The organism is Zhengella mangrovi, assembly GCF_002727065.1.
Lineage (GTDB): Bacteria > Pseudomonadota > Alphaproteobacteria > Rhizobiales > Rhizobiaceae > Zhengella > Zhengella mangrovi.
The window spans coordinates 1-22512 of sequence record NZ_PDVP01000014.1; the positions used below are offsets into that span (position 1 = coordinate 1).

Here is a 22512-nt window from a genome sequence, read left to right on the forward strand (position 1 = left end):
GCTCCTTCAAGATGCCGATGATCTGTTCTTCCGAGAACCGTGATCGCTTCATTGCCTGTCTCCTTATTCCAGGAACAGGCTAACCTAAAATCGGGGACATCTCAGGGGAGCAGGTCACCAGTTGGACTTTACCGGAAAAACTGGAGCCTCGGTGCGGCATGAGGGTCGGTTTGGTGCATTTTCGCCGTTTTCGGGCGCACCTATTCCATGGCCTTGTGTATCGACCCAGCAGAATCTGCACAGGTTGAGCCGCTAAAGCGAATGCCTGAGCGGGCTTTTCATGTTAGCGCCTGATGGGGGCGCTGATTGTTGTAGAATGCGATCAGTCCCATTGCCGCAAACAGATCCGGCGGCGTACGACAACGCAGCGCCGCCGAGGGACGAACGTGATCTCATGGCGACAGCGCGCCATTCGCACCTGCTGAGTTTCGACAACCTGTCGCGCATCGACAGCAGGCTTTCCGATGCCATCTGCCGGCTTTCCACCGGCGGCGCCTTCACAACGCGCAAGCTTCACACCGATAGCGATCTTGCCTGGTTCCAGGGCGCGCGGCCGATCATTCTCAATGGCATCCCCATGCTGACGGAAAGGGCCGATCTTGCTGACCGCTCGCTGCAGGTCCGGCTCCTCGACATCGGTGGCCGGTCTCGGCAGACGGAAGCCGAATGGTGGACGTCGTGGCATTCCGTGCGCCCGAATATCCTCGGCGTCCTGTTCAGTGCCCTTTCGGTGGCGATCCGGAGGATCGACACGGTCAAGCTCGAGCTGCTCCCGCGCATGGCCGACTTCGTCCGCCTCGTGGAGGCAGCAGCGCCGGGTCTTGGATGGGAAGACGGCGCATTCTCGGCTGCCTACGCGGAAAACCGCAGTTGCGCGAACGATCTGGCGTTCGAAGCCGATCCCGTGGCCGTGGCCATCCACGATCTTGTGCCGTCAAAGGCAGGTGCGAAATGGTCATGGGAGGGAACGGCGACGGAACTCCTGGCCACGCTCAATCGGGCCGCGAGCCCGGAGATCCGGCGTCTGCACCCGTGGCCGAAGAAGGCAAACGAGATGGGAAACGCGGTTCTGCGGGCCAAGCCATCGCTGCGGCAGAAAGGCATCCTCGTGGACAGATACAAGACCGCCGCTCGACGATTGATCACGATCAGCCTGGACAGGACGTCCAAAAGGCGGTGAACCGTACGCCCGCCGAGGCAACAAATCCCGAGCGCTGGCGCCAATGGGCGCCATCATGCTGCCTGACATGACGCGCCATGCTCATCCAGGTCACGGCAGCAATCCATGACACGCCAGCGCGCATGCGTCCGCACAGGCGCAGACAGACGTCAAGTCTCCCACCCATGCCGGGGTCGCCAGCACACCGCGCCAGTGCCCAAGGCTGGAAACGCTATGCGCCGCCAGCAATCGAGGCTTCCCGATCCTCGCCAACGCGTGCGGGTATCAGCGATTTGGCCCAAATGACGAGGGCTGACGGTAAGTGACGGCCTCCGGCGCAGGCCAAGTGATTGATTCCACTAAATTCCTGACGGCTGTGACGGCTGTGACAACCCGTTCTCAAAACAGAAAAGAGGTATGAAATCAGAAAGGCAAGCTGCTCAGACAAGCGGTGTCGGTTGCTTACAATGCGCTTACAAGGTGAGACTTGGCTTTGGGTCTGAAAATTGTAAGTGTCAGAATTTATTGGTGATCCCGGCAGGATTCGAACCTGCGACCCTCAGATTAGGAATCTGATGCTCTATCCTGCTGAGCTACGGGACCACTAGCCTTCCTGATAGCAGAAGGCCGCGGGTTTTCAAACGCCCGTTTTTCGGCTCCGGGCCTGTCACTTCCCTTCCGGCGTCAGCACCTGCTCGGCCTCTGCCGTGGGCTGGCGGGTGAAGCCGGACATGTCGCCGGTTTCCTCGAAGTCGCGCTTGATGCGGACCGGGCTGACCGCGTAGGCGGTGAGCAGTTCGGCGAGCGAGCGCAGGGCATGCATGTGGATGCGCTCGTAGCCATGCGAGGCGTCGATGCCGAATGTCAGCAGCGCGGTGCGGACATCGTGACCGGCCTCGATGGCTGAGGCGGAGTCCGACCGGTAGTGGCGGAAGATGTCCTTCTGGTAGCGGATGTCGTTCTCGATGCACAGGTCGACCAGCTTCTTGGTCAGGTGGTAGTCGAAGGGGCCGGTCTGATCGGCCATGCCGACGGTGACGCCGAACTCGCTGGAATTCTGCCCCGGCGCGGAGGTGCCGTTGTCGACGGCGATCATGGAGGCCACGTCGTGGCTGACGACGGAGGATGCGCCGACGCCGACTTCCTCCGCGATGGTGAAGAGGAAATGGATGTCGACCGGCGTGATCGCGTTCTGGTCCTGCATCGCCTTCAGCGTGGCGAGGGCCAGGGCAACGCCGGCCTTGTTGTCGAGGTGGCGCGAGACGATGTAGCCGTTGTCGAGGAACTCGGGCTGCGGATCGACGGCCACGATATCGCCGATCTCGATACCGAGCCGGTCCAGCTCGGCGCGGTCGCGGGCCAGCGCATCGACGCGCAGCTCGACGTAGTCCCACCCGACCGGCAGCGTGTCCACTTCCTCGTTGAAGGTGTGGCCCGAGGCCTTCAGCGGCAGGATCGTGCCGCGATAGCTGCCCTTCCGGGAAAAGATCGTGACGCGCGCGCCCTCGGCGAAACGGGCCGACCAGTGCCCGATGGACACCAGTTCCAGCCGACCGTTCGGCTTGATCGCCTTGACCTGGGCGCCGAGCGTGTCGACGTGCGTGACGATGGCGCGCGCGCCTTCGCGGCGCGAGCCCTGGCGGATGGCGCGAATGGCGCCGCGCCGGGTCAGTTCGACGTCGAGGCCGAGCCGGTTCAGTTCGCGCGACACGTAGCGCACCACGGTGTCGGTGTAGCCCGTCGGGCTCGGGATCAGGAGCAGGTCGTGGAGCGTGCGGGCGAGGTACTCGTTGTCAATGGCTAGTCTGGTCATGTCTCGGTCATCCTGAGGCGGCTCCGGTCTCCGGCATCCCTGCCGGTTCTCCGCCATTCTTTCTGCGCCGACTTTGCGATGGCGCATCATCCGGCCTGGACGGCCTGGCGGACCGCGGCCGGCACGGAAAGGGGGAACAGCAGGTCGATGAATCGTTCAGCGGTCGGCTGCGGTTCGTGGTTGGCCAGACCCGGCCGCTCGTTGGCCTCGATGAAAGCATAGTCCGGCCTGGTGGGCGATGTCACCATCAGGTCGATGCCGGTGACCGGGATCGAGATGGCGCGGGCGGCCTTGACGGCGGCGTCGACAAGGACGGGGTGAACAACCCCGGTAACGTCGTGAATCGTGCCGCCGGTGTGCAGGTTGGCGGTCTTGCGGACCTGGATTTCCTCGCCGTCCGGCGGGACGTCCTCCAGCGCGAAGCCGGCGCGCAGCAAGGCGCGGTCGGTCTCGGCGTCCAGCGGGATGCGCGATTCGCCGCCCGTCGCGGCCGCGCGGCGGCGGCTCTGCTTGTCGATCAGTTCCCTGACCGTGGAACGGCCGTCGCCGGTGATCATGGCCGGCCGGCGGATGGCGGCGGCCACGACCCGGTAGTTGATGACGACCAGGCGCAGGTCCTCTCCGGCGATGCAGGCCTCAATCAGGACATCGTCGGAGACGGACCGGGCCTCGCCGATGGCGCGGTCGACATCGTCCATGGCGGCCAGGCCGACGGAAACGCCGCGGCCCTGTTCGCCGCGCGCCGGCTTGACGACCACTTCGCCATGGCGGTTCAGGAATTCCTCGATCTCGCCCCGGCTGGCGCTGGCCGACAGCTGGTCGGGCACCACGACGCCGGCCTTCTCGACAAAGCGCCGGGTGACGGTCTTGTCATCGCAGATCGACATGGCAACCGCGGTGGTCAGTTCCGACAGGCTTTCGCGGCAATCGATCGTGCGGCCCCCGTGGGTGAGGCGGAAGAACCCGCTCCCGGCGTCGAGCACCTGGACATGGATGCCGCGACGGCGGGCCTCCTTGACGATGATCCTGGCGTAGGGGTTGAGCGACTGGTCGGTTTCCGGCCCGGTGAACAGGGTCTCGTTGATCGGGTTCTTGCGCTTGAGCGAGAAGAAGTGGACCCGGTGGAAGCCGAGTTTCTCGTAGAGCCTGATGGCCTGTTCGTTCGAGTGGATCACCGACAGGTCCATGAAGGCGGCGCCGCGCGCGGCATAGTGTTCGGCGAGACGGCGGACCAGGGTTTCGCCGACGCCGGGGTGCCTGGCCTGCGGATCCACGGCAAGGCACCAGAGCGAGGAGCCGCGCTCTGGATCGTTGAACGCGCGGAAATGATCGACGCCGGTCACGGTGCCGAGGATCTCGCCGGTCGCCTCGTCCTCGGCGACGAAATAGGTGATGGAGCGGGCATCGCGGCGCGACCAGAAAAACTCCGGCGGCACGGCGACCATGCCGCGCGCGGCATAGATGCGGTTGATGGCATCGGCATCTGACTGGGACGTCAGGCGCCGGACGAAGAAGGTCCGGGAGCCGTCATGGGAGGGCCGGTAGGTCGACAGGTCGAGCCGGTAGGTGTGCGAGGGATCGAGGAAAAGCTCCTGGGGGGCCTCGGCGAGAACCACGTGCGGATCGCGGACATAGATGGCAATGTCGCGGCGGTCGGGCAATTCCTCGCCGAGCGAGCCGGCGAGCGCGGTGGCATCGGTGAAGGTCTGGCCGAAGACGAGGCGGCCCCAGCCGCAATTGAGCGCGAAGTTCTCCTTCATCGGCTCCTGGCGGCTTTCGCGCTGTTCGATGGGCGGCTTGAGCCCCTGTTCGCGGAGGCGCTTGAGCCGGTGCGCACCGGCCTGTCCGCGCCCCTTCTGCCTGTTGCCGGGTGCCTTGCTCACAGTGCATGCTCCTGCAGCCACATTTCCAGCAGGGCGGCCTGCCACAGCTCCGAGCCCCGCAGGGGCGTGATGTGGGCGGCAGGATCGGCGAACAACCGGTCCAGCCATTCCTGCCGGAACAGGCCGCGCTCGCGCGCCGGGGCCGAGGACAGCGTGTCGCGCACCATGTCGAGGTAGGGGCCGGCGATGTACTTGAGCTGCGGCACCGGGAAGTAACCCTTCTTGCGGTCGATGACCTCGTGCGGGACGACCAGGCGGGCGGCATCCTTCAGGACACCCTTGCCGCCGTCGTTGAGCTTGAACTCGGGCGGAATCGCCGCGGCCAGCTCGGCCAGTTCATGGTCGAGGAACGGCACGCGGGCTTCCAGGCCCCAGGCCATGGTCATGTTGTCGACGCGCTTGACGGGATCGTCGACGAGCATGACCTGGCTGTCGAGGCGCAGGGCCCGGTCGACCGGGTCTTCCGCGCCATCGGCCATGAGGTGGGCTGCGACGAGGTCGCGGCTGACATCGCTGCCCGCGATCCACTCGTCGGCCAGCTGCGACTTCAGCGTCGCATGGTCGCGGTCGAAGAAGACGCGGGCGTAGTCCGACACGACATCGTTGGAGGATTGCAGCGGCGGGTACCAGTGATAGCCGGCGAAGATCTCGTCGGCACCCTGGCCGGACTGCACCACCTTGATGTGTTTCGATACCTCCCTGCTCAGGAGGTAGAAGCCGATGTTGTCATAGGAGACCATGGGTTCCGACATGGCGGCGATGGCGCCGGGCAGGTGGGTCATCAGATCGGAGGACGGCACGAAGATCTTGTGGTGATCGGTGCCGAAGCGCTCGGCGATCAGGTCGGAATAGACGAACTCGTCTCCCTTCTCGCCGTTGGCTTCCTCGAAACCGATGGAAAAGGTCATCAGGTCGCGCTGTCCCTCCTCGGCGAGCAGGCCGGTGATGATGGAGGAATCGACGCCGCCGGACAGCAGCACGCCGACCGGCACGTCGGCAACCATGCGGCGGCGCACGGCGACCCGCAGCGCCTCGAGCACGCGATCGCGCCAGTCGTTGCGGGTCAGGCCCTTGTCCTCCGGGCGGCGGGCGTGGGGCGGGTTCCAGTAGCGCTCCTCGGTGAAATTGCCGGTGGCGTCATAGATGCGCATGGTGGCCGGCGGCAGCTTGCGCACACCGTTGATGATGGTGCGCGGCGGCGGCACCACGGCGTGGAAGGTCATGTAGGTGTGCAGTGCCTCGCGGTCGATGCCGGTGTCGATGTCGCCACCCTTGACGAGGGCCGGCAGCGTGGAGGCGAAGCGGATCGCGCCCGGAAGCCCGGCAAGGTAGAGCGGCTTGATGCCGAAACGGTCGCGCGCCATCACCGTGCGGCCGGTGTCGCGCTCGGCGATGACGAAGGCGAACATGCCATGGAAACGCCGGACGCAATCGGCGCCCCAGGCGTGCCATGCCTTCAGGATGACCTCCGTGTCGCCGTGGGAAAAGAAGTGGTAGCCCTTGCCTTCCAGTTCGGCGCGCAGTTCCGGGTAATTGTAGATGCAGCCGTTGAAGGCGATGGTCAGGCCGAGATCGGAATCGACCATGGGCTGGGCCGCGCGTTCCGAGAGGTCAATGATCTTCAGCCGGCGGTGTCCGAAGCAATAGCGCCCTTGCTGAACAATGCCGCATCCATCCGGCCCTCTTGGCGCCAGTGCCGCAGTTATTCTCGAGACGGCTTCAGAATTGGCGAACTTCTCATCGAAACGGATTTCCCCGGCTATTCCACACATGTCGGGATCTATTCTCCTCTTGTATTTTCGTTATTGGGGAAAGCATCTCCCCGAAATCAACCATTATTTCTGCGACGCCGATATTGTTGCAGTGCAGCAGTCATAGGCCAGGGGTGCGCGAAAGGCAAACCCCGACGGGTTTGAACGCGCCGGGGGCCGTCCGGTTCCGGTTTTCGCGCGGAAAAGGCGATGTCAGGCTTTTGGCGCCAGCACGGTTTCGGCCAGTTTCACCCAGTAGGTGATGCCATGGGCAATGGTGTCGTCGTTGAAGTCGTATTCCGGGTGGTGCAGGCCGGCGGTGTCGCCGTTGCCGATATACATGAAGCAGCCAGGCCGGGACTGGAGCATGAAGGCGAAATCCTCGCCGCCAAGCGTCGGCGGAATGTCGTCGCGAACCTGGTCCTCGCCGGCGAAGGTGCGGGCGACAGAGGCGGCGAGTGCCGTTTCTGCGGCGTGGTTCACGGTGACCGGGTAGCTGGTGACATAGGCGATCTCCGCCGTGGCGCCGTGGGCCTGCGCCAGGCCGGTGACGAGCGCTTTCAGGCGGCTTTCGGCGAGGGCCGCCAGCTCCGGCTTGAGGGCGCGGACGGTGCCGGCGATCGTCGCGGTCTGCGGGATGACGTTATAGGCATCGCCGGCATGGAACTGGGTGACCGAGACGACGACCGATTCGACCGGGTCGGCGTTGCGCGCGGCGATCGACTGCAGGGCGGAAACGATCTGGGCGCCGGCCACGATGGGATCGACGGTCTCGTTGGGATGGGCCGCATGGCCGCCGCGGCCGGTGATGGTGATGTCGAACTCGGCGGTGGACGCCATGATGGCGCCGGGCCGGGTGGCGAAGCAGCCGACCGGAACGCCGGGCACGTTGTGCAGGCCATAGACGCTGGCGATACCGAAGCGGTCCATGATGCCCTCCTGGACCATGACCTCGCCGCCGCCGCCGTTTTCCTCGGCCGGCTGGAAGACGAGTGCGACGGTGCCGGCGAAATTGCGTGTTTCCGCCAGGTGCTTGGCGGCGCCGAGCAACATGGAGGAGTGGCCGTCATGGCCGCAGGCGTGCATCCTGCCGACCGAGCGGGAGGCATGGGGCAGGCCGGTCGCCTCGCGGATCGGCAGGGCATCCATGTCGGCGCGCAGGCCGACGACAGGCCCGTCGCCGAGGTTGCCGCGGATGAGGGCGACCATGCCGGTCTTCGCGATACCGGTGTGCAGTTCGTCCACCCCGATCTCGCGCAGGCGCGCGGCGATGAAGCCGGCCGTCTCCGGCAGGTCGAACTCCAGTTCCGGGATGGCGTGGAGGTGGCGGCGCCACTCGGCCGCCTCGCGGGCGATTTCGGCAGCACGATTGAGAACAGGCATGACGGATTCCTCGTTGAGAGCCACAGATTGATCACGCCGGTCACGCGATCGTCAATCTTTGCGGCTTTGATTTCGCGCGGCGGATCGGATACCACGGAACACGCGTAGCCGAACGCCGTTGATCACCCAGAAATTCACGGGACGCCTGCCGTCATGTCATTCCGCCCGATCCGCGCCCTTCTCGCCGCGATTGTCATTTTCCTTTTCGCCGCGCCGGCGTTTGCCCAGAACCCCTATGTCGTCGCCGACGTGCAGACGGGCGCCGTGCTCGATCACAACAGGGCCTTCAAGCGCTGGTATGCCGCGTCGGTCACCAAGATCATGACCGCGCGGCTCGCCTTCAAGGCGATCCGCTCTGGCGAGCTGTCGATGAAAAGCCCGGTGCGAATGACGGCACGGGCGGCCAAGGAGCCGCCGAGCAAGATGGGCTACAAGGTCGGCACCGTGCTGACGATGGAAAACGCGCTCAAGATCATGCTGGTCAAGTCGGCCAACGACGTCGCCATGGCGGTCGGCGAGGCGGTGGCGGGCTCCGAGATGGAATTCGTGGCGGCGATGAACGAGGAAGCCCGCGCGATCGGCATGACCGACACCATCTATGCCAATCCAAACGGCCTGCCCGGCGGCACGCAATACACAACGGCGCGCGACCAGGCGATCCTGGCGGTGCGCACGCGGCGCGACTTCCCGGACTATGCCGGCTTCTTCGACCTGGAGGCCATCGATACCGGCGGCCACGTGATCCCGAACTACAACATCCTGCTTGGCCGTTTCGCCGGCGCCGACGGCATGAAGACCGGCTACGTCTGCGCATCCGGGTTCAACCTGGCGGCCTCGGCGACCCGGGACGGGCGCACGGTGGTGGCCATCGTCCTGGGGGCACCGAGCCAGAACGAACGTGCCGACCTTGCCGCCGACCTGCTGGCCAGGGGCTTCGCGACGGACCCGGCCGGCAAGCCGACGCTGTGGACGCTGGAGCCCTATGGCGACAACCGCATGCAGGTGGCCAACATCCGCAACGACATCTGCACCCAGGCGGCGCAGAAGGCGCGCTACGATGGCCGCGATTTCGACGGCAAGCTGGTCTACCGCTCGTCCTACCTGCACCCGATGAACCGGGCGCCCGTGGCCGTCGCCGTCGGAACCGGCGGGGCCACCGGGCCGGCTGCCGCCAACACGCTGGTCGCCGACGTGCCGGTGCCGACGCCGCGGCCGGACGACGCGCCGCAGGTGGCGCTCACCACGCCGGCGCAGGACCAGGACCAGGAAGAGATCACCTCGCAATTGCGCGGCACGCCGGCGCCCGGCATTCCCGTGCCGACGCCGCGGCCCTCCATCTGACGGTACAGCCTCCATGCATGACCAGATTCCCGTCACCGTCGTCACCGGCTTTCTCGGCTCGGGCAAGACGACGCTGCTCAACCGGCTTCTGAAGGACCCGGCGCTGACCGACACGGCGGTCATCGTCAACGAGTTCGGCGAGGTCGGCATCGACCACCTGCTGGTGGAACAGTCGGCGGACGGCGTGATCGAATTGTCGGACGGCTGCCTGTGCTGCACGGTGCGTTCCGACCTGGTGCTGACGCTGGCCGATCTCGTCGACCGGGTGCAATCGGGCCGGATCGCATCGCTGAAGCGGATCGTCATCGAGACGACGGGCCTGGCCGACCCGGCGCCGGTGCTGCAGGCGGTGATCGGTCACCCGGCCCTGCAATGGGCGCTGCGGCTGGACGGCGTGGTGACCACGGTCGACGCGGTCAACGGCATGCGCACGCTGGACAATCATGAAGAGGCGGTGAAGCAGGCGGCGGTGGCCGAGCGCATCGTGCTGACCAAGACGGACCTGGCGGACGGCGATACTGTCGCCGCGCTGAAGGGCCGGCTGGCGGCGCTCAATCCGCAGGCGCAGATCCTCGACGCGCAGGACGAGCCCTCCGTCGCGGCGCTGATGGACTGCGGCGCCTGGAACCCGGACACGAAAAGCGCCGACGTGCGCAAGTGGCTGGCCGCGGAGGCGGGCGGGGATCAAGGCCGCGATCATCACCATGGCGGGCATGACCATGGCCATGGCCATGGCGATGACCATCACCATCATCACGACGTGAACCGGCACGATGCCCGGATCCGCTCGTTTTCCATCGTCCACGACAAGCCGGTGGACAAGCTGGCCGTGGCGATGTTCCTCGACCTGCTGGCCTCGGGGCACGGCGACAAGCTGTTGCGGATGAAGGGCATCGTGGAACTGAAGGACGATCCGGAGCGGCCGCTGGTCATCCACGGCGTGCAATCGGTTATGCATCCGCCGGTGCGGCTGGATGCCTGGCCGAAGGGGCCGCGCGGTACGCGGATCGTGCTGATCACGCAGGACCTCGGCGAGGATTTCGTGCGGCGGATGTTCGCTGCCTTCACCGATACGCCGGCGATCGACACGCCGGACCGGCAGGCGGTCACGGAGAACCCGCTGGCGGTCCCCGGTTTCAGGCGCTGAAAGGCGTCAGGCGCCGCGCTCGACGAGGAAGCGGTGGCCGCTCCCGGCGGTCACGGTCTCGACGAGCCGGTGGCCGGCCTCCTGGCAGAAGGCGGGAATGTCGATCACGGCGAGGGGATCGGTGGTCTCGAGCCAGAGCCGGGTGCCGGGAACCATGTCGTTCAGGCGCTTGCGCGCCTTCAGCACCGGCAGGGGACAGTTGAGGCCGCGCAGGTCGTAGACGGCCGGGTCAGAAGACATTCCACCAGCGCTTCTTCTTCGGTTCTGCATCGGCGGTAGCCTGGTCCGGCCGCTCCTGCGGGACAGGGGTCGCGGCTTCCGCGGGCGCCTGCTTCGGCTGTTCGGCAGCGGCCACGGCTTCGGTGGCGGCTTCCTCCTGCTTCGGCTCGGGCCGCGCAGCGGGGGCCGGCGCCCGGGCCGGCACGTCGAGCGACGGCGGCTGGCGCGAGACCTTCTCGCCACGGGCGCGCCGCTTCGACCAGTCGGCGACGAGGCGGGCTTCCTTGATGCCGTCGATCGACGGGCGCGGCGGGGTGGAAGCGCCGCCGTTCGAGAGCAGCCTGGTGAAGGCCTCGTCCTGGTCGCGCTTCAGCGCATCGTAGGCCAGGCGCAGGCTTTCCGGCTCCGACATCGACGGGCAGGCGGCGGAGGGGCCGCGGAACGACTGGCCCTCGGCAGGAACCTGGTTGAAGACGTAGCGGCCTTCGCAGACATCCACCTTGGGCGGGACCTTGGTCAGTTCGAAGTGATCGTAGCCGACCTTCAGCATGCGCCAGAAGCCGATGTTCGGATCGTCCTTGTAGCGGGCCATGTTGGCCGGCGTCAGGCGGAAGGGATAGGCCTGGACCTGGAACTCCTTCTGGCCGCCGCGGAAGGCGTCGCGGCCGAAGGCGAAGATCTCCGCGACCTGTTCGTCGGTCATGGAATAACAGCCGGACGACGAGCAGGCGCCGTGCACCATCAGGTGCTGGCCGGTGCGGCCATGGGCCCGGTCATAGGCATTGGGGAAGCCGATGTTGAAGGACAGGTAGTAGTTCGACTTCGGGTTCATCTGGTAGGGGCGGATGGTGTAAAAGCCTTCCGGCGCCTGGCGGTCACCCTCGATGTACTTCGGACCGAGCTGGCCCGACCACTTGCAGATGTCGTAGTCGGTGACGAAGTCGTAGCGGCCGTTGTCCTTCTGCTTCCAGACCTCCAGCTTGCCCTCTTCCTTGAAGATGCGGATCATGATCGGCGAGGACTTGCTCATGCCCTTGGACTTCAGCACCCGGACCAGGCGCTCGGGCAGGGGGCGTTCGGCCTTGGCGGCGCTGTCGAGCGCGTCGGTGCAGCCCGACAGCGCGAGCGCGGCAGCGATGAGCAGTCCGGAAATGAGTTTCCGCTTCATGACGTGACAACCGGTTTCAACATCTTCGTCCCGTACGCGCCGGCAGGCACGCACCGATCAAGCGTATATGCGTTAACCATTGAAAAACCATTACCGCAAGTGCCAGCAACGCCTGATCACGCAAGCGTCATTGGATGGCAGGATTGGCAATTTTGTGGCACCCGACCGACGTCGGTGCCCGGTGCCTAGAGGCTTCGGCCGATTGCCAGGAACTTCTCGCGGCGCTGCTTGCGCAGGTCGAGGCCGTCCGCCGACAGGTCGTCCAGCGCCTTCCCGATCTGGTCGCCGGCCGCCTCGATGACGCGGGCGGCATTGCGATGGGCGCCGCCGACGTGTTCGGGAACGATGCCGTCGATGATCTTCAGTTCGAGCAGGTCCTGGGCCGTGATCTTCATGCCCGTCGCCGCATCCTTGGCGCGGGTGGAGTCGTGCCACAGGATCGAGGCCGCGCCTTCCGGCGAAATCACCGAGTAGATGGAATGTTCCAGCATGTAGACGCGGTTGGCCGTGGCGATGGCGATGGCGCCGCCCGAACCGCCTTCGCCGATGACCAGCGAGATGACGGGAACGGTCAGGTTGAGGCATTTCTCGGTCGAGCGGGCGATGGCCTCGGCCTGGCCGCGTTCCTCCGCGCCGATGCCGGGATAGGCGCCGGCGGTATCGACCAGCGTGATGACCGGCAGGCCGAAACGCTCGGCCATGTCCATCAGGCGGACGGCCTTGCGGTAGCCCTCGGGCCGCGCCATGCCGAAATTGTGCTTCAGGCGGCTCTGGGTGTCAGCGCCCTTTTCCTGGCCGATGACGCAGACGGCGCGGCCATTGAAGCGCGCCAGGCCGCCGATGATGGCGTGGTCCTCGGCGAAGTTGCGGTCGCCGGCCAGCGGCGTGAACTCGGTGAAGAGCGCCTCGACGTAATCCTTGCAATGCGGGCGGTCGGGATGGCGGGCGACCTGGGCCTTCTGCCAGGGGGTCAGCGCCTTGTAGACGTCGCGCAGGGCTTCCTGCGACCGGGCCTCGAGGCGGGTGATCTCGTCGCCGACGTCGACGGATTCGCCGCTGTCCATCAGCGTCTTGAGTTCGAGGATCTTGCCTTCGAGATCGGCAACGGGTTTTTCAAAATCGAGATAGTTGTACATGCGCCCCTGATCCCGCGTCTTGCGGCCTGGTCATGGCAAATTGCCGGAGCGCACCGCATCGCCTGGCGGCGCGCCCGCCTTTCTGGACCCTCACATAGCGATCAAGGCGTCAATCGGCAAGCGGGTGGTGATCCCGGACCAGTTCCACCAGGCGTTCCTCGAGCACGTGGGTGTAGATCTGGGTGGTGGAAATATCGGCGTGGCCGAGCAGTTGCTGAACGGCGCGCAGATCGGCCCCGTTCTGCAGGAGGTGGCTGGCAAAGGCATGGCGCAACACGTGCGGCGAGACGGCAGACGGCTTGAGGCCGGCACGGGCGGCCAGCGCCTTCAGGTCGCGGGCGAAGACCTGGCGCGGCAGGTGCCCGTCGGCTGCGCTGCCGGAGGGAAACAGGAAGGGTGACTGCGACAGGTCGGCGCGTGCGTCGCGCCAGGCCAGCCAGGCGGCCATGGCCCTGCGTGCCTTTGGCGACAGGGGCACCATGCGATCCTTGCCGCCCTTGCCGCGAACGATGAAGAAACGCTCGTCGCGGCGTGCCACCGTGACCGGAAGCGCGACCAGTTCCGAAACGCGCAGACCCGTGGCGTAGAGCACTTCCAGCAGGGCATGCATGCGCAGCGGGGCAGGGTCCCCTGCTGCGGCTTCGGACGCGGCGAGGTCGAGAAGGCGGGTGACCTCGGCTTCCGACATGATCTTCGGCAGCGGGCGGGCCTTCTTCGGCGAATCGATCACGCCGGTCGGATCGTCGCCCCTGACGCCTTCGCCATAGAGAAAGGCGAAGAACTGGCGCAGCGACGACAGCCGCCGGGCCTGCGTCGAGACGGCAAAGCCGCGGGCGGAGAGATCGGCCAGGTGAGCGGAAATGTCGTCCGGCACCGCCGCGGCAAGGCGGCCGGCCATGCCGGCATCGGCCTCTTCCAGGTCGCGCCGGTAGGCGTCGAGCGTGTTGCCGGCGGCGCCGCGCTCGGCGGCCATCATTTCCAGGAAGGCGTCAATCAGGGCCGCGGAGGACGTCATTCGTCCAGTTTCAGCTTGTCGGGCGGAATGCGCACCTGCATCTCGCCCTTGTTGGGCTTCACGAAGGTGGCCAGCGCGAACATGCCGCCATAGGCGAGCCCTGCCAGGATGCCGATCGTTACCAGAAACCGGAACAGAGTTGGCATCGTGCCGTTCCTCGCCCTTACCCCTTGATTTACCCTGGCTCGTTATGGGACGCGACGATCTCCAATGCAACCCGTCCGCGGCCCGGACGCTTGACGGCGCGGCGCTTTTCATGTCGAAACGCGGCCAATGCAGCGAGGGCGGACCAGTCCCGGATGGAAGCACAAGAGGCCAGACCCGAATCGGCGATCCGGCAGTTGCTCGGAGAACGTTCCGTCGTCTTCGTCGGCCTGATGGGCGCCGGCAAGACGGCGGTCGGCAAACGCGTGGCCCAGATGACGGGACTCGGCTTCGTCGACAGCGATCACGAGATCGAGCACGTGTCCCGGATGACCATCCCGGAACTGTTCGAAGCCTATGGCGAGCCGGAGTTCCGTTCGCTGGAAAGCCGCGTCATCCAGCGCATCATCGGTACCGGTGCACAGGTGCTCTCGACGGGCGGCGGCGCCTTCATGAACGAGCAGACGCGCGAGGCGGTCCGCCAGCACGGCGTTTCGGTCTGGCTGAAGGCGGACCTCGACCTGCTGATGGAACGCGTCAGCCGCAAGCAGAACCGGCCCTTGCTCAAGGATCCCGATCCGCGCGGCGTCCTGCGCCGGCTGATGGAGGTGCGCTACCCGGTGTATGCGCAGGCCGACGTCACGGTGGAATCGGCCGACGTGAGCAAGGAAGAGATGGCACAGCGGGTCATCGAAGCGCTGCATGCCCACCTGAGCGGACAATCCAACCCGGACGGAGCCAGACCGACATGAGCGCAGTGACAAGCGAAACCTCCGCACGCGTGCAGGTGGGGCTCGGCGACAGGGCGTATGACATCCTGATCGGGTCCGGTCTCGTGGGGGCCGCCGGGCTGGAAATCGCCTCGCGGCTGCCGGGCAGCCGGGCGGCCGTCATCACCGACGAGAACGTGGCCGCGGCCCATCTCGACGTGCTGAAGCAGAGCCTGCGCGAAGCCGGCATCGCCCATGAATGCCTCGTGCTGCCCGCTGGCGAGAAAACCAAGAGCTTTCCCTATTTCGAGAAAGCGGTCGATTTCGTGCTGGCCGGGAAGTTCGAACGCGGCGACGCCGTGGTGGCGCTCGGCGGCGGGGTGATCGGCGACCTGAGCGGTTTCGTCGCCGGCGTCATCCGGCGGGGGATGCAGTTCGTCCAGATACCGACCTCGCTGCTGGCGCAAGTCGACAGTTCGGTCGGCGGCAAGACCGGCATCAATTCCGATCATGGCAAGAACCTCGTCGGCGTGTTCCACCAGCCGCGCCTCGTGCTGGCCGACACCGGTGTGCTCGACACGCTGCCCGAACGCGAGTTCCGCGCCGGCTACGCCGAGGTCGCCAAGTACGGGCTGATCGACCGGCCGGACTTCTTCGCCTGGCTGGAGCGCAACTGGCGCGACGTCTTCGCCGGCGGCGAGGCGCGCACCCATGCCATCGCGGTCTCCTGCCAGTCGAAGGCGGACGTGGTGGCGCGCGACGAACGCGAGAGCGGCGACCGGGCCCTGCTCAACCTCGGCCATACCTTCGGTCACGCCCTGGAAGCGGCGACGCGCTACGACAGCCGCCGGCTGGTGCACGGCGAGGGCGTGGCCATCGGCATGGCGCTGGCGCACCGCTTCTCCGCGCGGCTGAACCAGGCCAGCCCGGACGACGCGGAACGGGTGGAAGCGCATCTCAAGGCCGTCGGCCTGCCGACGCGCCTGCAGGATGTTCCGGGCGGCCTGCCTTCCGCCGACGAACTTCTCACCTATATTGCGCAGGACAAGAAGGTCAGCCGCGGAAGCCTGACCTTCATCCTGACGCGCGGCATCGGCCAGTCCTACATCGCGAAGGACGTGCCGCCGTCGGAAGTTCTGTCCTTTCTGCGGGAGCAACTGGTTTCATGACACCGGAACTCTGGATCATTCTCGGCGCGATCTTCTGCCTGATCCTCCTGTCCGCCATGTTCTCAGGATCGGAGACGGCGCTGACCGCGGTGTCGCGGGCGCGCATGCACTCGATGGAGAACGCCGGTAACGCGCGCGCGGGCACGGTGGGGGCGCTGATCGAGCGGCGCGACCGGATGATCGGCGCATTGCTGATCGGCAACAACCTGGTCAACATCCTGGCGTCATCGCTGGCCACCTCGGCCTTCCTGACGCTGTTCGGCGATGCCGGCGTGGCCTATGCGACGCTGGCGATGACGGTGCTGCTGGTCATCTTCGCCGAGGTCCTGCCAAAAAGCTGGGCGATTTCCAGCCCGGACCGGTTCTCGCTGGCGATCGCGCCGATCATGCGCGTCTACGTCGGTGTGATCGGCCCGCTGTCGAGCGGGGTCAACTGGATCGTGCGCCACGTTCTGGGCCTCTTCGGCGTGCGCCTCGACGCGGGCCAGTCGATGCTGTCGGCACACGAGGAGTTGCGCGGAACGATGGAAGTGCTGCACCGCGAGGGCGCCTTCGTGAAGCAGGACCGCGACAGGCTGGGCGGCCTTCTCGACCTGGCCGAACTGGAAGTCTCCGACGTGATGGTGCATCGCACCGGCATGCGCATGGTCAATGCCGGCGACCCGCCGGAGAAGGTTGTGCGCGAGGTGCTGGAATCGCCGCATACCCGGCTGCCGGTGTGGAAGGGCGAGACCGACAACATCATCGGCGTGGTCCATGCCAAGGACCTGTTGCGGGCGCTGCACGATGTGGACAACGACCCGTCGCGCATCGACGTGACGCGCGTCGCCGCGCGGCCCTGGTTCGTGCCCGACACGACGACGCTGCATGACCAGCTCAATGCCTTCCTGCGCCGCAAGGCGCATTTCGCCATCGTCGTCGACGAATATGGCGAGGTGGAAGGACTGGTGACGCTGGAGGACATCCTGGAAGAGATCGTCGGCGAAATCGCCGACGAGCACGATGTCGAGATGCAGGGCGTCAAGCAGGAAGCCGACGGATCGATCGTGGTGGAGGGATCGGTGCCGATCCGCGACCTCAACCGCGCGCTCGACTGGTCGCTGCCGGACGACGAGGCGACGACGATCGCCGGGCTCGTCATCCACGAGACCAAGCTGATCCCGGAGGAAAAGCAGGCCTTCACGTTCCACGGCAAGCGCTTCGTGGTGCTGAAGCGGGAGAAGAACCGGATCACCCGGCTGCGCATCCGGCCGCTGGAACCGACCTGACCGGACCGGCCTGTCAGGTGCCGCGCCGCCCCGGTTCGCCGGGCGCGCGGGCCTCGACGGCCAGGGCATGGACGGTGGAAGCCAGTTCGTCGGCCAGCGCCGCGTTGACGGCCCGGTGGCGCTCCAGGCGGCTCATGCCGGTGAAGGCGCCGGCGACGATGCGGACGCGGTAATGGGTCTCGCCGTCGCGCGGGAAGCGTTCGTTGTGCGGCCGGCCGGTGTGGTGGTGGCCGGCGTGGAGGCTGCTCTCGTTGAGCACTTCCAGGTGTTCCGGCGAGAATGCCGCCGTCAGCTTGGTCCTGATCGTTTCATCCATGGACATCGTGATGCCTCTTTCCCATATCTGGCGCAGGCGGGCGGTGAATCGGCCCTTAGACAGGCATAAAAGCCGTCTTGTCAATTCTTGTTTCCCCTGACGAAGCGCCCATAATCACGCGTTCGAAACGACGCGCCGCTGACGCACCATGGCGAAGACTGGACGATGAAACCCTATTCGAAATATTTCGAGCGCATCCGCGTTCGCCCCGATCCGCAGGCCGAGGCCAAGGCGCAGGCGCCGGTCTGCCAGTGGGACGGCTGCGAGGCGCCGGGCACGCATCGGGCGCCGGTCGGGCGGATGGCGGAAGGGGAGTATTTCCACTTCTGCGTCGACCACGTGCGCCAGTACAACAAGGGCTACAACTATTTCTCCGGCCTGTCGGATTCCGACGTGGCGCGCTACCAGAAAGAGGCGCTGACCGGTCACCGGCCGACCTGGAAGCTGGGGACCAACAGCCAGACCTGGACGTCCAGCGACATGCGCACCGGATCGGCCGCATCGCGGGCGCGGCTGCGCGATCCGCACGGGCTGTTCGGGCAGAACGCCAACCGGCCGGACATGGCGCGCCAGAGGCGGCTCAAGCCGCTGGAAGCCAAGGCCTTCGAAACGCTGGGCCTGGAGGCCAAGGCGACGCAGCAGGACATCAAGACGCGCTACAAGGAACTGGTGAAGCAGCACCATCCCGACGCCAATGGCGGCGACCGGGGCTCCGAGGAGCGGTTCCGCAATGTCATTCAAGCTTATCGATTGCTCAAGCAAGCCGGTTTCTGCTAAGCCGAACCGAACCGTATTACAGACCGGCGGGCAAACCGGGTCAAACCTGCTTGCGCGCCGTTGGAGGCATGATGAACAAGGTCGATCGCGATATCGCCAACCTTCCGGACACGACGGTGCCCGTGAAGGAAACCTTCGGCTTCGATTCGCAAATGGTGGTTCCCGCGTTTTCCGCGCCGGATCCGAACGTGCCGGACGTCGATCCGGATTACCTCTTCGACAAGCAGACGACGCTGGCGATCCTGGCGGGCTTTGCCTACAACCGGCGCGTCATGGTGTCGGGCTATCACGGCACCGGCAAGTCGACCCACATAGAGCAGGTCGCCGCGCGGCTCAACTGGCCCTGCGTGCGCGTCAACCTGGACAGCCACGTCAGCCGTATCGATCTCGTCGGCAAGGACGCCATCGTCATCAAGGAAGGCAAGCAGGTCACGGAATTCCGCGACGGCATCCTGCCCTGGGCGTACCAGCACAACGTGGCGCTGGTATTCGACGAATACGACGCCGGCCGTCCGGACGTGATGTTCGTCATCCAGCGCGTGCTGGAATCCTCCGGCCGCCTGACGCTCCTCGACCAGAGCCGCGTCATCCGGCCGCATCCGGCCTTCCGCCTGTTCGCCACGGCCAACACGATCGGTCTGGGCGACACGACCGGCCTCTACCACGGCACGCAGCAGATCAACCAGGCGCAGATGGACCGCTGGTCGATCGTGACCACGCTGAACTACCTGCCGCACGACCAGGAAGTCGAGATCGTGCTGGCAAAGGCGCATCACTACCGCAACGAACAGGGCCGTGACATCGTCGACCGCATGGTGCGGCTGGCCGGCATGACGCGTGCCGCCTTCATCAACGGCGACCTGTCGACCGTGATGAGCCCGCGTACGGTCATCACCTGGGCCGAGAACGCGGACATCTTCAAGGATGTCGGCATGGCGCTCCGGCTCACCTTCCTCAACAAGTGCGACGAACTGGAACGGCCCATCGTGGCGGAGTTCTACCAGCGCTGCTTCAACGAGGAACTGCCGGAAAGCGCGGCCAACATCACGCTGAGCTGAGGGCCGACACGCCATGGCAGGGCCGGGAGACAACCAGCGCGCACGCAAGCAGCAACAGGCCGAGAGCGAGAGCTTCCGCCGGTCCATCACGGCGACCGTGCGCGCGATCGCCGGCGACGGCGAGATGGAGGTCTCCTTCTCCAAGGACAAGCCGTCGCTGACGGGCAAGGCGGCGCGCCTGCCCGACCTTCCGAAACGGCCGACCGCCAATGACGTGGCGGTGACGCGCGGCACCGGCGATTCCATGGCCCTGCGCCGGGCCTGCCACGACGGGCGGGTGCACATGCGCATGGCGCCCGACGGCCGCCAGGCCCGCGCCATCTACGACGCGGTGGAGCAGGCACGCTGCGAGGCCATCGGCTCCAACCGGATGTCCGGCATGGCCGCCAACATCGCCACCATGCTGGAGGACAAGTACCAGCGCGCCAACCTCGGCGCGGTCACGGCACGCGAGGAAGCGCCGCTGGAGGAAGCCGTGGCGATGATGGTGCGCGAGCGGCTGACCGGCCAGCCCGTGCCTCCGTCGGCGTCGAACCTGGTCGAGCTGTGGCGCGACTGGGTGGAGACCAAGGCCGGCGGCGATCTCGACGACCTCACCGCCAAGCTGGACGACCAGCAGGCCTTCGCCCGCGCGGTCCGCAACATGCTGGTCAGCATGGACATGTCCGACGAATACCAGGACGAGGACCAGCAGGAGGAAAGCGAGGAAAACGAGGAGCAGGAGCAGGAGCCGCAGGACCAGGGCGAGGACGGCCAGGAGGAAAGCGACGGCAGCGAGCCGTCTCAGTCGGAAGAGGAACAGGCCTCCGACGAGGAGCAGCAGGCCGGCGAGATGGAAAGCGCCGATGCCACGGCCGACGATTTCGCCGAGGACGACAACGAGGCCGAGACGCCGGGCGAGGCACAGCGCAAGGATGATCCGTTCTCGCAGATGACGGCGGAACTGGACTACAAGGTCTTCACCTCGGAGTTCGACGAGACGGTCGGCGCGGAAGAACTCTGCGACGCGGAAGAACTGGAACGCCTGCGCGCCTATCTCGACAAGCAGCTGTCGAACCTGCAGGGCGTGGTCGGACGGCTGGCGAACCGGTTGCAGCGCCGGCTGATGGCGCAGCAGAACCGCTCCTGGGACTTCGACCTCGAAGAGGGCTACCTCGATCCGGCGCGCCTGCCGCGCGTCGTCATCGACGAGTTGAAGGGTTCGTTCGCGTCGCTGTCGTTCAAGCGCGAGCGCGATACCAATTTCCGCGACACCGTCGTGACGCTGGTGCTCGACAATTCGGGCTCGATGCGCGGACGGCCGATCACGGTGGCCGCGACCTGCGCCGACATCCTGGCCCGGACGCTGGAGCGCTGCGGCGTGTCGGTGGAGATCCTGGGCTTCACGACGCGCGCCTGGAAGGGCGGCCAGTCGCGCGAGAAATGGCTGAAGGACGGGAAGCCGGTCAACCCGGGACGGCTGAACGACCTGCGCCACATCATCTACAAGTCGGCGGATTCGCCGTGGCGGCGGGCGCGCAACAATCTCGGCCTGATGATGCGCGAGGGCCTGCTGAAGGAAAACATCGACGGCGAGGCGCTGCTCTGGGCGCACAAGCGCCTGCTCGGCCGGCCGGAACAGCGCAAGATCCTTATGATGATCTCCGACGGGGCGCCGGTGGACGATTCCACGCTCTCGGTCAATCCGGGCAACTACCTGGAAAAGCACCTGCGCGCGGTGATCGACCTGGTGGAGACGAAATCGCCGGTCGAACTGCTGGCCATCGGCATCGGCCACGACGTGACGCGCTACTACCGCCGCGCGGTGACCATCGTCGACGCCGAAGAGCTGGCAGGCGCGATGACGGAACAGCTTGCGGCGCTGTTCGAGGAGCAGAGCGCACGCGGACGACAGCCGGGACACGGGATGCGCCGGGCGGGATGAAACGCGCGTTCCTTCTGCCGGCCCTGGCCGCCCTGGCACTGATCAGCGGATCCGGACCGGGGCTGCCGCGCGATTTCGACGCCCCGCTCGCGGCCAGTCCGATCACCGCGTTCAGCGTCAATTCCACCGAAACCCGCTTCGGGCCGCTGACCTTCGTCGGCGGCTTTTCGCTCACCTCGAGCCAGTCGCATTTCGGCGCGGTCTCCGCGTTCCGGTTCATCGAGCCCGGCGGGCGGTTCCTGGCGGTGACCGACAACGGCTTCTGGCTCAGCGGTACCGTGACGCGGGACAAGGCGGGGGTGCCGACGGGCATCCGCGACGGGCATATGAGCGAGATCGAAGGTACTGACGGCAGGCCGCTCGGCAACAAGTACGAGGCGGATGCCGAGAGCCTGACGGTCCGGGGCAATGTGGCGACTGTCGGGTTCGAGCGTTTTCACCGCATGGTCGACTATCCGCTGTCAGCGGACGGGCAGCCGGGCCGGGCGGGCCGCAATCTCGATATCGTGGTCCCGGTGCAGGAATTGCGGGCGAATCGCGGGTTTGAATGCCTCGCCTATTCGCCGCCGGACAGTCCGCTTGCCGGTGTCCGGGTGGCCGTGACCGAGAAGAGCCTCGACCGCAAGGGCAACATTTTCGGCGCCATCCTGGAAGGACCGAAGCGCGGGATTTTCACCGTCGCCAAGTCCGGCCCGTTCGATATCACCGATTGTGCCTTCCTGCCGGGCGGCGACCTCGTGGTCCTGGAGCGCCGTTACTCGATCGCGACGGGCGTGGGCATGCAGTTGCGCCGGATCGCGGGGAGCGACATCGCGCCGGGCCGGCTGGTCGACGGCAAGGTGCTGTTCTCTGGCGGCATGGACTACCAGATCGACAACATGGAAGGCATGGACATCTGGCGCGCCGCCGATGGCAGCCTGCGGCTGTCGATGGTCTCCGACGACAACAAGTCGCTGCTGCAGCGCTCTCTCTACCTGGAATTCCGGATCGAGGAATAAGCCCGGGCCGCGTGCCGGTGCACAGTGCGCCTCCGGGCCGGCAACTCCTCCGGCGGCGGTCTCTCCGCTTTCAGCGACCGGCCTGAAAGCAGGCGTCCGCTTCGCCATCCCCCGCCCTTGAGACGAGGCTCGA

20 protein-coding genes and 1 tRNA gene are annotated in these 22512 nt (G+C 66.3%); 10 read left to right on the forward strand and 11 right to left on the reverse strand.

The window, feature by feature from the left end:
* Positions 1-394: 394 nt before the first annotated feature.
* A complete protein-coding gene (locus CSC94_RS18105; protein ID WP_099307788.1) occupies positions 395-1180 on the forward strand; it encodes a hypothetical protein in 786 nt (261 codons plus the stop codon).
* A gap of 505 nt (positions 1181-1685) precedes the next feature.
* Here the strand turns inward: CSC94_RS18105 and CSC94_RS18110 are convergent.
* The 5 genes from CSC94_RS18110 to CSC94_RS18130 form a co-directional block, all read right to left on the reverse strand.
* Positions 1686-1762 (reverse strand) — tRNA-Arg (locus CSC94_RS18110).
* 64 nt (positions 1763-1826) lie between these two features.
* Positions 1827-2972: an osmoprotectant NAGGN system M42 family peptidase gene (locus tag CSC94_RS18115; protein ID WP_099307789.1), complete on the reverse strand. Its 1146-nt coding sequence runs from the start codon at positions 2970-2972 to the stop codon at positions 1827-1829.
* Between the two features lie 86 nt (positions 2973-3058).
* The gene (gene ngg / locus CSC94_RS18120; protein ID WP_245408404.1) at positions 3059-4855 is read right to left on the reverse strand and encodes an N-acetylglutaminylglutamine synthetase; all 1797 of its coding nucleotides are present in this window, start codon (positions 4853-4855) and stop codon (positions 3059-3061) included.
* Positions 4852-6627: an N-acetylglutaminylglutamine amidotransferase gene (locus CSC94_RS18125; RefSeq protein WP_099307791.1), complete on the reverse strand. Its 1776-nt coding sequence runs from the start codon at positions 6625-6627 to the stop codon at positions 4852-4854. The genes ngg and CSC94_RS18125 overlap by 4 nt, the downstream gene beginning before the upstream one ends.
* Positions 6628-6819: 192 nt before the next feature.
* Positions 6820-7989 carry a M20 aminoacylase family protein gene (locus tag CSC94_RS18130; RefSeq protein WP_099307902.1) on the reverse strand — a complete coding sequence of 390 codons (1170 nt, stop codon included), beginning with the start codon at positions 7987-7989 and terminating at the stop codon, positions 6820-6822.
* A 153-nt stretch (positions 7990-8142) separates the two neighbouring features.
* Here CSC94_RS18130 and CSC94_RS18135 point away from each other — a divergent pair, with 153 nt between their 5' ends.
* Together CSC94_RS18135 and CSC94_RS18140 are read left to right on the forward strand one after the other, a co-directional pair.
* Entirely contained in the window at positions 8143-9330 is a 1188-nt protein-coding gene (locus tag CSC94_RS18135) for a D-alanyl-D-alanine carboxypeptidase family protein (protein ID WP_205853355.1), read from the forward strand.
* A gap of 13 nt (positions 9331-9343) precedes the next feature.
* Entirely contained in the window at positions 9344-10477 is a 1134-nt protein-coding gene (locus tag CSC94_RS18140; RefSeq protein ID WP_099307792.1) for a CobW family GTP-binding protein, read from the forward strand.
* Between the two features lie 6 nt (positions 10478-10483).
* Here the strand turns inward: CSC94_RS18140 and CSC94_RS18145 are convergent, their stop codons facing one another.
* The 5 genes from CSC94_RS18145 to CSC94_RS18165 all read right to left on the reverse strand — a co-directional run bounded on the left by CSC94_RS18145 (position 10484) and on the right by CSC94_RS18165 (position 14161).
* Positions 10484-10717 (reverse strand): sulfurtransferase TusA family protein, encoded by a 234-nt coding sequence (locus CSC94_RS18145; RefSeq protein ID WP_099307793.1) that lies wholly within the window; start codon positions 10715-10717, stop codon positions 10484-10486.
* A complete protein-coding gene (locus CSC94_RS18150) occupies positions 10707-11864 on the reverse strand; it encodes a L,D-transpeptidase family protein (RefSeq protein ID WP_099307794.1) in 1158 nt (385 codons plus the stop codon). The genes CSC94_RS18145 and CSC94_RS18150 overlap by 11 nt, the downstream gene beginning before the upstream one ends.
* Before the next feature lie 185 nt (positions 11865-12049).
* A complete protein-coding gene (locus tag CSC94_RS18155; protein WP_099307795.1) occupies positions 12050-13000 on the reverse strand; it encodes an acetyl-CoA carboxylase carboxyltransferase subunit alpha in 951 nt (316 codons plus the stop codon).
* A 109-nt stretch (positions 13001-13109) separates the two neighbouring features.
* Positions 13110-14015, reverse strand: coding sequence for a site-specific tyrosine recombinase XerD (locus CSC94_RS18160; protein WP_099307796.1), 906 nt, complete (start codon positions 14013-14015; stop codon positions 13110-13112).
* A complete protein-coding gene (locus CSC94_RS18165) occupies positions 14012-14161 on the reverse strand; it encodes a histidine kinase (protein WP_099307797.1) in 150 nt (49 codons plus the stop codon). Before CSC94_RS18165 ends, CSC94_RS18160 begins: the two co-directional genes overlap by 4 nt.
* Before the next feature lie 153 nt (positions 14162-14314).
* On the opposite strand from CSC94_RS18165, the gene CSC94_RS18170 reads away from it, so the two are divergent.
* The 3 genes from CSC94_RS18170 to CSC94_RS18180 are packed head-to-tail and all read left to right on the forward strand — an operon-like array spanning position 14315 to position 17306.
* On the forward strand, positions 14315-14911 hold the full coding sequence (locus tag CSC94_RS18170; protein WP_099307798.1) for a shikimate kinase: 597 nt from the start codon (positions 14315-14317) through the stop codon (positions 14909-14911).
* Positions 14908-16038, forward strand: a complete 1131-nt coding sequence (gene aroB / locus CSC94_RS18175) for a 3-dehydroquinate synthase (protein WP_099307799.1) — start codon at positions 14908-14910, stop codon at positions 16036-16038. The genes CSC94_RS18170 and aroB overlap by 4 nt, the downstream gene beginning before the upstream one ends.
* Positions 16035-17306 (forward strand): HlyC/CorC family transporter, encoded by a 1272-nt coding sequence (locus CSC94_RS18180; protein ID WP_099307800.1) that lies wholly within the window; start codon positions 16035-16037, stop codon positions 17304-17306. Before aroB ends, CSC94_RS18180 begins: the two co-directional genes overlap by 4 nt.
* 13 nt (positions 17307-17319) lie before the next feature.
* On the opposite strand, the gene CSC94_RS18185 is transcribed toward CSC94_RS18180, so the two are convergent.
* Complete coding sequence (locus tag CSC94_RS18185) at positions 17320-17628, reverse strand: BolA family protein (RefSeq protein ID WP_099307801.1); 309 nt, start codon at positions 17626-17628, stop codon at positions 17320-17322.
* A 159-nt stretch (positions 17629-17787) separates the two neighbouring features.
* Between CSC94_RS18185 and CSC94_RS18190 the strand changes: the two genes are divergently transcribed.
* From CSC94_RS18190 to CSC94_RS18205, 4 genes are all read left to right on the forward strand, one after another.
* Positions 17788-18399, forward strand: a complete 612-nt coding sequence (locus CSC94_RS18190) for a J domain-containing protein (RefSeq protein ID WP_099307802.1) — start codon at positions 17788-17790, stop codon at positions 18397-18399.
* Between the two features lie 71 nt (positions 18400-18470).
* A complete protein-coding gene (gene cobS, locus CSC94_RS18195; protein WP_099307904.1) occupies positions 18471-19457 on the forward strand; it encodes a cobaltochelatase subunit CobS in 987 nt (328 codons plus the stop codon).
* A gap of 13 nt (positions 19458-19470) precedes the next feature.
* Complete coding sequence (gene cobT, locus CSC94_RS18200; RefSeq protein ID WP_099307803.1) at positions 19471-21381, forward strand: cobaltochelatase subunit CobT; 1911 nt, start codon at positions 19471-19473, stop codon at positions 21379-21381.
* Positions 21378-22379, forward strand: a complete 1002-nt coding sequence (locus CSC94_RS18205; protein WP_099307804.1) for an esterase-like activity of phytase family protein — start codon at positions 21378-21380, stop codon at positions 22377-22379. The genes cobT and CSC94_RS18205 overlap by 4 nt, the downstream gene beginning before the upstream one ends.
* Positions 22380-22512 lie beyond the last annotated feature (133 nt).